14 protein-coding genes and 1 tRNA gene are annotated in these 13,912 nt (G+C 61.9%); 14 read left to right on the top strand and 1 reads right to left on the bottom strand.

What is annotated here, in order from left to right; genetic code table 11:
* The 14 genes from B2P82_RS01195 to B2P82_RS01130 all read left to right on the top strand — a co-directional run bounded on the left by B2P82_RS01195 (position 1) and on the right by B2P82_RS01130 (position 10,706).
* The gene (locus tag B2P82_RS01195) at positions 1-312 is read left to right on the top strand and encodes a TrbC/VirB2 family type IV secretion system protein (RefSeq protein ID WP_290494561.1); all 312 of its coding nucleotides are present in this window, start codon (positions 1-3) and stop codon (positions 310-312) included.
* Positions 312-584, top strand: coding sequence for a VirB3 family type IV secretion system protein (locus B2P82_RS01190; RefSeq protein WP_290494560.1), 273 nt, complete (start codon positions 312-314; stop codon positions 582-584). Before B2P82_RS01195 ends, B2P82_RS01190 begins: the two co-directional genes overlap by 1 nt.
* Positions 578-3,007: a conjugal transfer protein TrbE gene (gene trbE, locus B2P82_RS01185; protein ID WP_290494559.1), complete on the top strand. Its 2,430-nt coding sequence runs from the start codon at positions 578-580 to the stop codon at positions 3,005-3,007. The genes B2P82_RS01190 and trbE overlap by 7 nt, the downstream gene beginning before the upstream one ends.
* The gene (trbJ, locus tag B2P82_RS01180; protein ID WP_290494558.1) at positions 2,992-3,717 is read left to right on the top strand and encodes a P-type conjugative transfer protein TrbJ; all 726 of its coding nucleotides are present in this window, start codon (positions 2,992-2,994) and stop codon (positions 3,715-3,717) included. Before trbE ends, trbJ begins: the two co-directional genes overlap by 16 nt.
* 4 nt (positions 3,718-3,721) lie before the next feature.
* On the top strand, positions 3,722-5,047 hold the full coding sequence (trbL, locus tag B2P82_RS01175) for a P-type conjugative transfer protein TrbL (RefSeq protein ID WP_290494557.1): 1,326 nt from the start codon (positions 3,722-3,724) through the stop codon (positions 5,045-5,047).
* 1 nt (position 5,048) lies between these two features.
* Complete coding sequence (gene trbF, locus B2P82_RS01170) at positions 5,049-5,735, top strand: conjugal transfer protein TrbF (RefSeq protein WP_290494556.1); 687 nt, start codon at positions 5,049-5,051, stop codon at positions 5,733-5,735.
* A gap of 13 nt (positions 5,736-5,748) precedes the next feature.
* Complete coding sequence (trbG, locus tag B2P82_RS01165; protein ID WP_290494555.1) at positions 5,749-6,777, top strand: P-type conjugative transfer protein TrbG; 1,029 nt, start codon at positions 5,749-5,751, stop codon at positions 6,775-6,777.
* Complete coding sequence (locus B2P82_RS01160) at positions 6,774-8,033, top strand: TraB/TrbI/VirB10 family type IV secretion system protein (protein ID WP_290494554.1); 1,260 nt, start codon at positions 6,774-6,776, stop codon at positions 8,031-8,033. The genes trbG and B2P82_RS01160 overlap by 4 nt, the downstream gene beginning before the upstream one ends.
* Entirely contained in the window at positions 8,030-8,248 is a 219-nt protein-coding gene (locus B2P82_RS01155; RefSeq protein WP_290494552.1) for a DUF2274 domain-containing protein, read from the top strand. Before B2P82_RS01160 ends, B2P82_RS01155 begins: the two co-directional genes overlap by 4 nt.
* Before the next feature lie 43 nt (positions 8,249-8,291).
* Entirely contained in the window at positions 8,292-8,540 is a 249-nt protein-coding gene (locus tag B2P82_RS01150) for a hypothetical protein (RefSeq protein ID WP_290494550.1), read from the top strand.
* Between the two features lie 113 nt (positions 8,541-8,653).
* Positions 8,654-9,700: a nucleotidyltransferase family protein gene (locus tag B2P82_RS01145; protein ID WP_290494548.1), complete on the top strand. Its 1,047-nt coding sequence runs from the start codon at positions 8,654-8,656 to the stop codon at positions 9,698-9,700.
* Between the two features lie 319 nt (positions 9,701-10,019).
* Complete coding sequence (locus tag B2P82_RS01140; protein ID WP_034811260.1) at positions 10,020-10,328, top strand: ETC complex I subunit; 309 nt, start codon at positions 10,020-10,022, stop codon at positions 10,326-10,328.
* A 21-nt stretch (positions 10,329-10,349) separates the two neighbouring features.
* A tRNA-Arg gene (locus B2P82_RS01135) sits at positions 10,350-10,426 on the top strand.
* Positions 10,427-10,571: 145 nt separating this feature from the next.
* A complete protein-coding gene (locus B2P82_RS01130) occupies positions 10,572-10,706 on the top strand; it encodes a hypothetical protein (RefSeq protein WP_290494546.1) in 135 nt (44 codons plus the stop codon).
* Here B2P82_RS01130 and B2P82_RS01125 read toward each other — a convergent pair.
* Positions 10,703-13,906, bottom strand: coding sequence for a hypothetical protein (locus B2P82_RS01125; protein WP_290494544.1), 3,204 nt, complete (start codon positions 13,904-13,906; stop codon positions 10,703-10,705). The genes B2P82_RS01130 and B2P82_RS01125 overlap by 4 nt on opposite strands.
* Positions 13,907-13,912 lie beyond the last annotated feature (6 nt).

Raw genomic sequence — 13,912 nt, 5'->3', positions numbered from 1 at the left:
ATGAACGACAGACTGATCAAAGCCCTGAGCCTGACGGCATTTGCCGTCGCGCTCACCTTCCCGGCCCATGCGGCCGGCTCCGGCATGCCCTGGGAAGCCCCGCTGCAGTCGATCCTCGACTCCATCGAAGGGCCGGTCGCCAAGATCCTGGCGACCATCGTTATCATCCTGACCGGTCTTGGCCTTGCCTTCGGTGAGAGCGGCGGCGGCATGCGCAAATTGTTGCAGATCGTGTTCGGTCTCTCGATCGCCTTTGCGGCGACCTCGTTCTTCCTGTCCTTCTTCTCGTTCGGCGGCGGGGCAACGCTCTAATGGCTGTCATGCGTCCCCTGCCCCCTGGCTATAGCGTGCCGGTCCATCGCTCGCTGACGGCGCCGATCCTGCTCGCGGGCGCGCCAAGGCTTGCGACCATTGTCAATGGCACACTGGCGGCAGCCCTCGGCATCGGCCTGCAGCTCTGGGTGGTGGGGCTCATCTTCTGGACCGTGGCGCAGGGCATCTGCGTGTTCGCCTCCCGGCGCGATCCGCAATTTGCCGACGTCCTGATCCGGCACATCCGCACACGAGGCTATTACGCATGCTGAATCTTCGTGAATACCGCGCCCGGCCGGCCGCCCTTGCCGATCATCTCAAATGGGCCTGCCTGATCGCGCCCGGCATTGTCCTCAATAAGGATGGCAGCCTGCAGCGCACGATTGCCTATCGCGGACCTGATCTTGAAAGCTCGACGCCGGAAGAACTGGTCTCTGTCACGGCCCGCATGAACAATCTCCTCAGCCGGTTCGGCTCGGGCTGGGCCTTGCATATCGAAGCCGACCGCAGAGCATCCGTCAACTATCCAGAAAGCACATGGCGCGACCCAGCCGCCTGGCTCGTCGACGAAGAACGCCGGGCGGCCTTCGAAGAGCATGGGCGCCACTTCGAAACAGATTGCTACCTGACGCTGACCTGGATGCCACCAGCCGACCGGACAGCCCGGATCGAGCAACTCTTCATCGACGATCCGGCCGAGGCTCCGGCCGCGTTCTGGAGCGAGCATCTTGCCCATTTCGAAACCGAAACATCCCGGGCACGCGACATGATGGCGGATCTCATGCCCGAGGCCAGGTTCCTGGATGATCACGAGACGTTGACCTACTTGCATGCCTGCATTTCGGTGACGCGCCAGACTGTGCGGGCACCATCCCTGCCAATGTGGCTCGATGCGCTCCTGGTCGATACGCCACTAACGGGCGGGCTCTCGCCCCGCCTTGGCGAGGAGACGCTGAAAGTCCTCACCGTGAACGGGTTCCCGGCAACCGGCGAGCCGGGACTGCTCTCAGACCTCGACCAGCTCGGCTTTGCCTATCGCTGGGTGACGCGGTTCCTGCCCCTCGACAAGCCGGACGCCGAGAAGACGCTCAACACTTACGTCCGCAACTGGTTTGCCAAGCGCCGGTCCCTCACCTCCTATTTGCGTGAAATCCTCACCAATGAGCCGGCGACGCTGCTCAACACGGATGCCGACAACCAGGCCGCCGATGCAGACGAGGCCTTGCAGGCGCTCGGCGCAGGTCATGTCGCGTTCGGATATTGCACGACGGCGATTGTCGTCCGGCATCCCGATGCCGCGATTGCCGAAGACCAAATCCGCGCTCTTGAGCGCGTGATCCGGGGGCGCGGGTTCACCTGTGTCTCCGAAAGCGTCAACGCCGTTGAAGCCTGGCTCGGGACGCTGCCGGGCGAGGCCTATGCGAATGTCCGCCAACCCCTGCTCAATACGATCAATCTTGCCCACATGGCGCCGCTCTCGACGCTTTGGGCCGGACCAGAGCGCAACGCACACCTTGACGGTCCTCCACTCCTGATGGCGCGCTCGGCCAGTGCGACACCGTTCCGGCTCGTCACACACCAGGGGGATGTCGGGCACATGATGGTGGTCGGCCCGACCGGGGCCGGCAAATCAGTTCTCCTGTCGCTCCTCGCCTTGCAGTTCCGCCGTTATGCCGGTGCGCAGGTGTTCATTTTCGACAAGGGCGGGTCGGCGCGATGTGCGACGCTCGCCCTTGGCGGGACTTGGTACGAACTCGGCCTTGACGGCGACCTCGCCTTCCAGCCGCTGCGGGATGTGGACAGCGAAGCAGGGCTCGCTGCGGCGCAGGCCTGGGTGCTGGGGCTGATCGAGCAGGAAGGCGTTACGGTGACGCCGGAGGTGAAGCAGGCTGTCTGGACGGCGCTGCAGAGCCTAGGCGCCGTGCCGGTTGCGCAGCGAACGCTCACCGGGCTGGTGGCCCTCATCCAGGTGCCGGAGCTCCGTCAGGCGCTGGAGCCCTATACGCTCGCCGGGCCTTATGGCGCCCTGCTCGATGCCGATGAGGAGAGTCTGGCTTGTCGAGACATCCTCTGTTTTGAAATGGACGCGCTAATGCAGGACAAGCGGCTCGCCGCGCCGGTGCTCACGCACCTGTTTGCGAAACTGGAAGCCCGATTCGACGGGAAGCCAACCCTGCTCATCCTCGATGAGGCCTGGCTGTTCCTTGACCATCCGATGTTTGCGGGGCGTCTCCGCGACTGGCTGAAGACGTTGCGCAAGAAGAACGTCTCGGTCGTGTTTGCGACACAGAGCCTGTCGGACATTGCGGCGAGCGCCATTGCGCCGAGCCTGATCGAAAGCGCGCCGACCCGCATCTTCCTTGCCAATGCTCGGGCCGAGGAGCCTTCGCAGCGCGCAGCCTATGAAGGGTTCGGGCTCAATGACCGTCAGGTTGAACTGATCGCAAGGGCGACGCCGAAGCGGGACTATTATGTTCAGACGCCGGACGGCAACCGCCTGTTTGATCTCGACCTCGGCCCGGTCGCGCTCGCCTTCTGCGCCGCCGGGTCGAAGGCCGACCAGAAACTGATCTCCGAGATAGTTGCCGCAGCCGGACCGGACGGGTTCGCACCGGTCTGGCTTGAGGCACGCGGACTTCACTGGGCCTCAGACCTGATCGGAACGGAAGGAGATGTGCCATGCGCCGCCGAATGATTGCCTTGCTGCTTGGATCGGTCTCTACGTTTGGACTGGCTGCACCATCGGCACACGCCCTGCTCGGCGTCGGCGATGTCGTGATCGATCCGACAAACCTCATTCAGAATATCCTGACGGCCACCAACACGCTGGAGCAGATCAATAACCAGATCGAGCAACTCCAGCACGAAGCGCAAATGCTGGTGAATCAGGCCGAGAATTTGAAACGCCTCGACTATGGTTCGATCGAGCATTTGAAACGCCTGCTTGAGCGCATCGACACGCTGATGCGTGAAGCGGGCGAGGTGACCTACGAAGTCGAAGAATCCGAGCGCCAGTATGAGGAGGCCTTCCCGGACTCCTATGAAGACCTCACCAATGAGGAAATCGTGGTTGAAGCCGCAGACCAGTGGCGGATCAGCCGGGAGGCCTTCCGGGCCTCGATCCAGGTCCAGTCCGGGATTGTGACGTCTATTGCGGAATCCCGCGAGACCCTGACGGACCTTGTGAGCGAGAGCCAGTCGGCGACGGGGAACCTGTCAGTGGCCCAGGCTGGCAACCAGCTTGTCGCGCTCTCGGTCGAGCAACAAATGCAGATGCAGCAGCTGATGGCAGCGCAATACCGGATGGTCGCGCTCGAAGAGTCCCGCCGGGCCGCCATCGAGGAACAGGCCCGCATCCGTCACCAGCGCTTCGTCGGCGACGGTGTCGCCTATAAGCGGGATTAGGGCGATGGAAGACCTCGGCGTCATCGACCAGTTTGTTGCGACCTTCTCCGCCTATATCGATAGCGGGTTCGGCCTCTTGCAGCCGGATGTCGCGTTCCTGACAAGCGCGCTGATCGCGATCGACATCACGCTGGCAGGTCTCTTCTGGGCCATGGGGCCGGACACGGACATTGTCGGCCGGTTCCTGAAGAAAGTGCTGTACGTTGGTGCCTTCGCGCTAATCCTCGGCAACTTCGCGCTCCTGTCGGATGTCGTGTTCACAAGCTTTGCCCAACTGGGCCTCAATGCGACTGGCGGCACGATCACCGCCGAGGACATCATAAAGCCCGGCTTCGTGGCAGCAACCGGGTTCGATGCGGCCCTGCCCCTGCTCGACGAAATCGAAAAGCTCACCGGCCCGATCGCCTTCTTCCAGAACATTGTTATCATCGCCGTCCTGTTCCTTGCCTGGATCATCACCCTCCTTGCTTTCTTCTTCCTCGCGATCCAGCTCTTCGTCACCATTATCGAATTCAAGCTGACGACGCTCGCCGGGTTCGTGCTGATCCCGTTCGCGCTGTGGAACAAGACCTCGTTCCTGGCCGAGAAAGTGCTCGGCAATGTCATCGCGTCGGGCATCAAGCTCATGGTGCTTGCCATCATTGTCGGCATCGGCTCGACCATCTTCGCCTCCATCACATCGACCTTCCAGCCAGACGAAGTGACGCTTGAACAGGCTGCCTCCGTCATCCTCGGATCGCTCTCCCTGCTCGCCCTTGGCCTGTTCGGGCCTGGCATCGCCACAGGCCTTGTCTCCGGGGCACCACAACTTGGGGCTGGGGCCGCCATCGGCACGGCAGCGGGCGTGGCGGCTGGGACAGTCGCGGGCGGTTCCATCGCCAAGGCTGGAATCGGCGCTGCAGCCAGTGGGACGCGCAGCGCGGTCGGTGCAGCAGCGTCCATGGCAGGCGGCGCGCGGACGGCTTACCAGATGAATGCTGCCGCTTCCGGCAAGACCGGTGCCGGGGCCACGATGGCGGGCATGAGCGGTGTCGCAGGCGCAGGTGTTCGCGCCGCCGCTTCGGGCGCCAAAGGTTTTGCCCGGCGCGCGTTCGAAAGCCAAAGTGAACGACACCAGGCAGGCGCCCGCGCCGCCTTTGCGGCAACGGGCGGAACGGGTGCGCCTAATGCAGGTCCCGCCAATGGGCAGAATTCTTCCCCGGACTGGGCCCGGCGTATCCGGCGCGACCAGTCGACCCGCGATGCCGGCATGATGGCGGCCTCAGCGGTGCGCGACGGCGACCGGCCGGGCGGCGGCACATCCATACAACTGAAGAATGACGAGGACTGACATGAAGCTCTGGAATCGAAATTCCACCCGCTATGGCGAGACACCGGAACCTGTCACGCCCTACCAGCGCGCCGCGCAGGCCTGGGACGACCGGATCGGTTCGGCCCGCGTGCAGGCGGCCAACTGGCGGCTGGCCGCACTGGCAAGCATTGGCCTCTCCTTCGTTTTGGCCGGCGGGCTCGTCTGGCGCTCGACCCAATCCTTCGTCACACCTTACGTAGTGGAACTGACAGGTGAAGGCGCCGTGCGCGCCGTCGGCCCGGCCGACGGGCGCTATGACCCGACCGATGCGCAGATCGCGTTCCACCTTGCAGAATTTGTGAAGAACACGCGGTCCATCTCGATTGATCCAGTTGTCGTTCGGCAGAACTGGCTGAAAGCCTATGCCTATGCGACCGACCGGGCCGCTGCGACGCTCAATGACTATGCCCGCGACAATGATCCGTTTGCGGATCTCGGACGGCGCTCGGTGTCGGTCGATGTCACGAGCGTGGTGCGCGCATCCGATGACAGCTTCACCGTGCGCTGGCGCGAGACCGCCTACCGCAATGGCACAGAGACCGGCCAGTCAAATCATACCGGCGTATTCTCGATCGTCATTGACCCGCCCCGCACCGAAGAGGCCCTGCGGGCCAATCCCCTCGGCCTCTACGTCCACGGCCTCAACTGGTCGAAAGACCATCAATAGGAGCATATCCCCCATGAAAAGCCTTGCCCTCATCCTCCTCGCCTCGACCGCCCTTGCGGCGTGCGAGTCTCTCCCTGCCGCCGTCGGTCTCGACATCACGCTCGATGAACCGGACTATGTCGAAGACCTCTATCTCGCCCCCGACGTGGAAGAGGCCGATATCGCCGACGTGGGCCTTTCTTCGACGCCGGTCGTTTACCGCACCTATACGCCGACAAGTGTCACAGGCGCGATGCCCGGCCAGTTGAAACCCATGCCGACGGAGACAGATGCGCCATCACTCAAGCCTTACCAGGCCATCGAAACGGCGAATGGTAAGGCGGCGGTCGAACCCTCCCTCGACAATTACATGAACGCGATCCAAGTCTATCCTTATACCGTGGGCGCGCTCTACCAGGTCTATTGCGCGCCCGAGCAGGTCACCGACATCGTCCTGCAGCCCGGGGAGGAGCTGGTTTCGGTCTCTGCCGGTGACACAGTCCGCTGGGTGCTCGGCGATACCGTCTCCGGCACCGGCACTGAGGCTCAGGCCCATATCCTGATCAAGCCGACCCAGGCTGATCTCAAGACGAACCTCATCATCACGACGAGTTTGAGAGCTTACCACCTCGAACTCCGCGCGTTCGAAGAGACCTATATGGCGGCCGTGTCCTGGCGCTATGCCGATCAGCAGTTGGTGACACGGGTGGCGAGTTCGAGCGCGGGGCGGGCTTCCGCATCGTCGTCGCCAGCGGGATTGCAGCTTGATCGGTTGAAGTTCAGGTACAAAATAGACGGCGATGCGCCGCACTGGCGGCCCGATCGCGTATTCGACGATGGGCGCAAGGTCTATATCCAGTTCCCGGCCCGGCTCGACCAGGGCGAGGCTCCGGCCCTGTTCGTTATCGGAAGGGACGGTAAGGCCCAGCTCGTCAACTATCGCATGTCCGGCGACTATTATGTCGTCGACCGGCTGTTCGCCCGCGCCGAATTGCGCCTTGGCGAAAAGCGCCAGGATGTCGTGAAGATTGCCCGCAATGACCTTGGCAGCGCGAAGCCATGACAGAGGCCGTTTCTCCTCCAGCCCAACCGCTCGAAATCCGCGGGCGCCCGAGACCCGTGAAGCGGTTCTCCAAACGGGCGCTGATGATCCTGCTCGGAACCGGCAGCGCAATCGTGCTTGGCTCGCTCGCCTTCGCCCTGCAGGACCCGAAGGATAATGTCGGCGGTCCTGCACGTGAGCTCTACAATACGGGTCATAATCCGGAAGCGGATGGTCTCGCCGCGCTGCCGAAGTCTTATGGAGAGCTGCCGCCAGAAGAAGACATACTCGGGCCACCGCTCCCGGGAGACCTTGGGACACCGATCCTGAAGGCACAGCGCGAAGGGCGGATGGGATTACCTGAGCAGGATGCGCCCGATTCTGACCCGATGCGCGAGCAAATGGCGGTGCTGGAGGCAGAGCTGCGGGCGCGTGAGGCGGCGCTGACGGATGCAGCGCGGGGGAGCGGGGTGTTTTTCCAGGTGGGATCAGGCGCAGGAGCGAAGAGCATCGGCAGTTCAGTTGCGGCATTGTCAGCGCCTTCGCTGAACTTTCCGGATCTTTCGGCATTTACGCCATCTGATGGCAGTGCGTTCGGGTCATCCTTAGATGAGGACCCAAACCGTCAGGTTCGCAAGCTTGATTTTCTGGGCACCGAGACGGATCCTTCGATCTACAATCCGCACCGGTTGGAGACGCCGGTCTCACCCTACCAGCTGATGGCGGGAACGATCATCCCGGCAACACTGCTGACGGGGGTGAACTCCGACCTTCCCGGCCAGGTCATCGCGCAGGTGACAAGCCCGGTCTATGACACGGTCACAGGTGAGACTGTGCTCGTACCGCAAGGCGCGAGGCTCATTGGCCGCTATGACAGCGTCATCGCGTTCGGCCAGTCCCGGGCGCTGCTCGTCTGGAGCCGGATCGTCATGCCGGACGGCACATCCATCCGGATCGACAATCTCGCCGGCACCGATGCGCGCGGCTATGCCGGGCTCGAAGACAAGGTCGATTATCATTCCTGGAAGCTGTTGCAGGGCGTCGCACTGTCGACTTTGCTCGGCGTCGGGTCCGAACTTTCGAGCGATGATGAGGGCGACATTGCCCGCGCGCTTCGCCGCTCGGCCCAGTCCGGCGCCAATGAGGCCGGCCAGGAAATTGTGCGCCGCAATCTCGACGTCCAGCCCTCGATCACGATCCGGCCCGGCTGGCGACTCGGCGTGCTCGTCAACAAGGACATTGTCTTGAAGCCCTATGAAGGAGGCATACAGCCATGAGTGAAGTCAGTTTGAAGATCGGGGCGTTGCCTGACCGGACGCCGCAGAAACTCGCCGTCTTGGTCGACCCGCTGCTAGCGGCGGATCTGGAGGACTATGCGCGAATTCATTCGGAGATCCATGGAACGGAGGTTTCGGCTTCTGCACTGGTGCCGCTGATGCTGGAAACCTTTTTGGCGAGTGACACCGGATTCCGAAAGGCAAAGAAATCTTGATTGCGGTGCCGCCGGATCAACATCAGATTGTGGAGTATAACCAATGGCAGAAAGCAAAATCAGTAAAGCCGATTTCACCAGTGAGACAAGCTGGCTAACACCCAAACAGTGCGCCGATCTTACCGGGTGGACCGTGTCCGGCCTCGAAAAACGCCGGCTGCGCGGTCAATGGCCCCCATTTTCCATACGCGCCGGTCGTCCGCGATATCCTGGAGACTATATCCGGCGGCAATTCGCCGAGGCAGTGGTGACCAATACCGTTCAGGCGTCGACTACTAGCGACAAGTTTTAGCAGACGTATGGTCAAGATCGCGGCCCGGTATGCTTGCCGAGGTTAAAGGTCTTCCAGTTGCCATAAAGCAGTAAGTATTGACTTTTACCGGCATTTTTGTATTTTGCCGGCAAATGACTATCCAGGAACTTCCTCTCGTCATCCAGACCAGTTACGCCGAGCTGCTAGACCAGCTGCGGCTGGCCATAGCGTCCGACTTTCCGGAAGGCTCAACCTTCCGAAAAAGAACTATCTCCGGCAAGGACTACTGGTACGTTCAGGAGCCGACGACCCCACAGGGACGTCCACCGGAACGGTATCTGGGCGTTGACACACCAGAGCGCCGTACCGCCATTGACAGCGCGATGAGTGCGAAGGCCCATGCCGATACGCGCAAGGCGATCCGTCGCTCGCTTTCCGGCGCTGGCCTGCCCGAGCCAGATGGGCTGACAGGAGCCGTTATCGAGGCTCTCGCGGATGCAGGCGTGTTCCGTTTGAGGGGCGTGATTGTCGGCACAATCGCGTTCCAGACCTATGCCGGCCTTCTCGGTGTCAAGCTGCCGAACGTCGCCATACGAACCGGTGACGTCGACCTTGCCCAAGACTACGGCGTGTCAGTTGCGCTCAATGATTCACTCGACGTTTCACTGATTGATGTCCTGAAAACAGTCGATGCGGCGTTCGCGCCGGTCCCCTCCCTTGCGGGCCCCAACATAGCAGCGACGTACGCTCGCCCTGGTGGATACCGGGTAGACGTCCTGACGACCAATCGCGGCCCTGATCGGGACGCCCCAGTTAACCTGCCCAGCCTCAGATCCGATGCGTTGCCCTTGCGTTTTCTGGACTTCCTGCTGAGAGACACGGTCGAAGCAGCGATCCTCACGCGCTTCGGGGCACTCGTAAACGTTCCATCCCCAGAGCGGTATGCTGTCCACAAACTGATCGTTTCAACCATGCGGAAGGACACTGGCGAGAGTGCCGTGAAGTCCGACAAAGATATCATGCAGGCTGGCCTTCTCGTCGAAGCGCTCGTTGCCAAACGCAGACAAGACGATCTGATCGCCGCCCTCAACGAGGCCGCCGCGCGAGGACCGGCCTGGCAGGAAAGGCTCAGCCAGGGCGCTGCACGCCTTGGGAATGAATCACGCGAAATCATTCAATCACTCCTGGAAACAGGCTAACTGACCTGCTCTGTCGGAAATTTCGCCTCACGCGGTGGAATTCATGGAGGGGGGCAATTCAATGGCCTAAAGCACCATAATGGTTGCGCACGGGGCCAAGCCTCGCTATTCCGGCTGCATTGTAACTCAGACGGTGGCTTATTGGTGGCTTGGCGTTTGGAGGTATTGCGGCAAGCGGGGTCCAAACCCACTTAATGCATTGTTTTTTCAGGGGTCTTGCGAAAGACTCGTTCCACCAACTTTCTGGTTTGGGACCAGAGGGTCGGAGGTTCGAATCCTCTCGCTCCGACCATTCACTTTCTTAGCGGTGAGGTTCATCATGCAAGCGCGTATCTACAAGCCCGCCAAAAGCGCGATGACCTCCGGCAGAGGCAAGACCAAAGCCTGGATTCTCGAATTCGTGAACAATGACGCCAAGCGCTCGGCAGACCCCCTCATGGGCTGGACCAGCATTGACGACACGTCCGGACAGATCCGCCTTTCCTTCGAGACGCAGGAACAGGCGATCGAGTATGCCAAGAGCAAGGGCCTGACATTTACGGTTACGCCATCTGAAGAGCGGAAACGGCTTGTAAAGTCCTATAGCGCTAATTTCGACGCCAATCGCAAGCAGCCCTGGACACACTAGGATGCCCGCCGGCAACGATCCGGCCCCGTAGCTCAGCTGGATAGAGCACCCGACTTCTAATCGGACGGTCGCAGGTTCGAATCCTGCCGGGGTCGCCAGAACCCAGCAAAAACAATGCCCTAGCCGTCCCACCTGCCCTATGGGTTGCCCGCCTGTTCCCGTGAACGTTCGGCGAAACCGTCCCACTTTTTTCTAGCCAGCGCGCCCGTGCTTGGCTACATCCGATTGAAAAGGAATCAAACCATGACCCGAACCACGCTTGCCGCCCTCGCTGCCATCGCCGTCGCCGGCGTCCTTGCCTTCCTGGTCAATCCCGAGGGCAGCGCGGCCGAGGCCTGCGCCGCCCCATCCCCGACCGTTCAGTTCAGCTGCAACTAGGCGGCAATCGGGAACTTGCGCGGGCCGTATTCGTCCCAGGTGAAGCTGGCGGCCTTGGTGTTGCACACCGCGCCAGTCTCATCGAGCACCAGGAACCGCACGTCATTGTTGGCAGCCACGTTGCCCTCGTCCCTATGGATCATGAACGGATTATTCCCACCCGCTGACCATGCGGCCGTGGAAAGCACTGGAACGGCCCGATAGATCTTCAACGCCTCAGCCGCGTCTGCGGCCGTATAAGTGAACGCCGGCCGGCTGATAACAGTCTTGCCATTGGACAGCGTCGTGCCGTCGAACCAGCCGTGCACATGGTCGACGAACCCAGGGCAATCCTTGAACTCGATTGTTTCCTCAGTCAGGTTCGGGTCGAATGTCAGGCTGACGCCATTGCGGAACCGGACGCCCTGCAGCAGCACATCCTCGCACCCATTATTGAACACGGTCGGGCAGGCCCCGTTGCCGATCATCTGGAACGACCCGCCGAGGAATGTGGTCTCGGCACTGCCACCAAGATTGATCGCGTTGCGATAGACGTCGGTGAAGTGATTCATTTCATAGTTCAGGCGCCGGTCGAAGATCGCGCCGAGGTCTGCATGGTTCGTATGATGCGTTGCGATGATCGCATCGTTCAGGATGCCAGACAGGCGGTTGCCGCGCAGGCTGCTGTCGCGGCCGCGCTTGTTGCCCTGGTCGAGCGAGTGAAGGCCATCGAAGAAGAAGCTCCCCTCGTTCTCGCTGATGACATCGTTCTCGCTGTTCGAATGGACAATGAACGCGCCCTGCCAGGCGATCATCGAGCAGTCGGTCACCTCGACGCGCCCGTCGAAACTGTCTTCGCCGATATAGGTGATCGTGTCGTTCCCGGTCGATGACATCAGGAAGGTGAACGTCCCGTTTTCCCCGAGCGCGTCCGACGAGTAATCGGCGTCGCCATAGGATCCGGACGCGGCCGTCGTGACGGTCAGCGTGCCGGCCGTGCGGTCGGTGATGGTGACCGTCATCAGGTAAATGCGGGAATTGAGCGGGCTGACCGACTCAAGGTCGCCGAGGTCGAGACCGCCAAGCGCCGTATTGTCGTCCTGGATGGCCTTGATCGTGCCCGCCGTGCCGTTCCAGCGCAGCTCGGTACTGGTGAAGGCGACGCCGGTGTCGAGCGTATAGTCCGACGTATTGCTCGAGACGTATTCGGTCGGGGCCTTCACCGCATAGATCTCGCTGCGGGTCGCGTTCTCGCTGCCGGTATAGTTCACGCTGGTTATGTCGAACGTGTCGGTGTCGATGACCGTGACGCTGCCAGCGACCGAGAATTCTTCGGTCTGCGCGCCCATGATGACCCATGTCTCGCCCGTCGTCGCGCCGTGAACGGCCTGGAAATTAACGCGCAGCTTGCCCGAGCCATTGTTCCCGAAACTCGCGACCTGCACCATGCCCGCCAGGCCATTGCGGGCCTTGTTGCCATGAATGACGCCGCCGCTGTTCTTGCCGCCTTTCAGGCGGATCAGCGTGCCGCAATCGCCGTTCAGGTCGAAATCATTGAACGCGATCGTGTATTTGCGCACGTCCTGGATGTCGAACACTTCCTTGTGCGACGGGTTCGCCGTGAACGTATAGCAGCGCGTGCCGCGATTGTGGCAGATGGACAGCGACATGATCCCGCCGCCGATGTCGAACGTCTCGGTCAGAATGTCATTGTGGCGCGCGAAATCCATCACGACGCGGTCATAGGCCAGCACGGTCGCGTCGGCCAGGTAGTTCGTCGACACATTGCCGAGCGAATGCAGGCTGACATATGTGTCATGGTGATGTGCGAACAGGTCGGACATGATCTCGCCGCGCGAGCGGGCATCCGGCACGACGTCGCCATAGACCGCGTTCGTGTATTCGCAATTGGCCGCGAGATAGTCGCCGCCATATCCCTGAATGATGCCGAGATAGATCGCCGTCACGGAATCGCTGCCCGTGCCGCTAAGCGCCGAGTCGGTGACCGTCACGCCCGTCGTATAGTTCGCGCTGGTTTCAGGGTCTTCGCCGCGGTCGATGTTCCATTGGTCGAGCCGGCAGTTATTCAGGGTCAGCGTCGACCCGGGATACAGCGCGAACAGCGCGCAATACTGGAAATCGAATTGCCGGAACCATGCACCCTTGCGCGAGCCGTTGATCGTGAGGTCGCCCGTCACCTTCACGCACCCGGTCTGGCTGACCGTTGCGCCATTGGTCAGCGCCGCCGGCGGGGCGAGCCAGAATATGTCGCCATTGGCCGAGAACGCATCGGTCAGCGGAATCCCGTTGTCGAGCGCGTCCCAGGCCTCGATCGCGCGCGCGTTCAATCGGGACTGGTCCAGGGTCCGCGTGTTCGCCATCAGGCCGATCTGCCGGACATCGACGCCGCCGGACCCGCGCACCAGCGTGACATAGCCGCCGGCATCATCGAGGTCGAACGTCGTCAGGTCATTCGCGGATCCTGCGCCGCCGATCGTGACTGTGTAATACGCGCCGCCGCCATCGCCTGCGGTATGGAACCCGCGCGTCCGGACAACGCGCCCTGTTTCGAGGCCCGAGGCCGGGCGGGCCTTCAAGGTGGTCAGGCTCGCCTCGACGATGATCGAGCCCGACAGCAGGTCGCTGATCGTGCTGTCATCGATCGCATCGGCCACCGTCGCGACATTCGCTTTCTCGGCATCGGTCAGCGCCGTGAGGTCCTGCAATTCGCTGTCGTTCAGGTCAGACGGCTCGAGGGCGCCGGTCGACGCGTTGAACCGGGCGACATAGCCGGCCCGCAGCGCGGCCGCTGGCCAGGCCGCTGCGGTCGTCTCGCCGAATGGATAGCGCGGCATGCGACCGAGATTGCGCTTGATTTCCTGCTGCACGCGCACGATCGCGTCCATGCTGCCTTCATGGGCGGTCGCCGGGAAGTCATCGACGTTGCTATAGGCGGCAGATTGTTCGGACGGCGTATTGCCGGCGATATAGAGTTTCGAGCCGGAGGCCGGCGCCGTCGTGCGCGTGATCGTGCCGGTGCCGCCGCTTCCGATCGAGACCGTGTAATCGGTCAGGTAGACCAGCGTCGAGGATACGCCCGCCGAGGTCACTTCGACCAGTTCGAGCTCTGACGCGGCGCTGATTGGGAAATCGAACGCAAAGGTCACCGTTGACCCATCCCCGGTATAATCGACCAGCCGGTCATTCACTGCAGTCGTCATCGCAAG

The organism is Hyphomonas sp. UBA4494, from assembly GCF_002388935.1.
In the GTDB taxonomy this organism is placed as follows: domain Bacteria; phylum Pseudomonadota; class Alphaproteobacteria; order Caulobacterales; family Hyphomonadaceae; genus Hyphomonas.
The sequence above is the reverse complement of the archived record's forward strand: the minus strand, read 5'-3'. Positions and strand labels throughout refer to the sequence as shown.

Excerpts from the sequence above, each read along its gene's own strand:
- B2P82_RS01195 (WP_290494561.1), top strand. The coding sequence starts at position 1 with ATGAACGACAGACTGATCAAAGCCCTGAGCCTGACGGCATTTGCCGTC.
- B2P82_RS01190 (WP_290494560.1), top strand. The coding sequence starts at position 312 with ATGGCTGTCATGCGTCCCCTGCCCCCTGGCTATAGCGTGCCGGTCCAT.
- trbE (WP_290494559.1), top strand. The coding sequence starts at position 578 with ATGCTGAATCTTCGTGAATACCGCGCCCGGCCGGCCGCCCTTGCCGAT.
- trbJ (WP_290494558.1), top strand. The coding sequence starts at position 2,992 with ATGCGCCGCCGAATGATTGCCTTGCTGCTTGGATCGGTCTCTACGTTT.
- trbL (WP_290494557.1), top strand. The coding sequence starts at position 3,722 with ATGGAAGACCTCGGCGTCATCGACCAGTTTGTTGCGACCTTCTCCGCC.
- trbF (WP_290494556.1), top strand. The coding sequence starts at position 5,049 with ATGAAGCTCTGGAATCGAAATTCCACCCGCTATGGCGAGACACCGGAA.
- trbG (WP_290494555.1), top strand. The coding sequence starts at position 5,749 with ATGAAAAGCCTTGCCCTCATCCTCCTCGCCTCGACCGCCCTTGCGGCG.
- B2P82_RS01160 (WP_290494554.1), top strand. The coding sequence starts at position 6,774 with ATGACAGAGGCCGTTTCTCCTCCAGCCCAACCGCTCGAAATCCGCGGG.
- B2P82_RS01155 (WP_290494552.1), top strand. The coding sequence starts at position 8,030 with ATGAGTGAAGTCAGTTTGAAGATCGGGGCGTTGCCTGACCGGACGCCG.
- B2P82_RS01150 (WP_290494550.1), top strand. The coding sequence starts at position 8,292 with ATGGCAGAAAGCAAAATCAGTAAAGCCGATTTCACCAGTGAGACAAGC.
- B2P82_RS01145 (WP_290494548.1), top strand. The coding sequence starts at position 8,654 with ATGACTATCCAGGAACTTCCTCTCGTCATCCAGACCAGTTACGCCGAG.
- B2P82_RS01140 (WP_034811260.1), top strand. The coding sequence starts at position 10,020 with ATGCAAGCGCGTATCTACAAGCCCGCCAAAAGCGCGATGACCTCCGGC.
- B2P82_RS01130 (WP_290494546.1), top strand. The coding sequence starts at position 10,572 with ATGACCCGAACCACGCTTGCCGCCCTCGCTGCCATCGCCGTCGCCGGC.
- B2P82_RS01125 (WP_290494544.1), bottom strand. The coding sequence starts at position 13,906 with ATGACGACTGCAGTGAATGACCGGCTGGTCGATTATACCGGGGATGGG.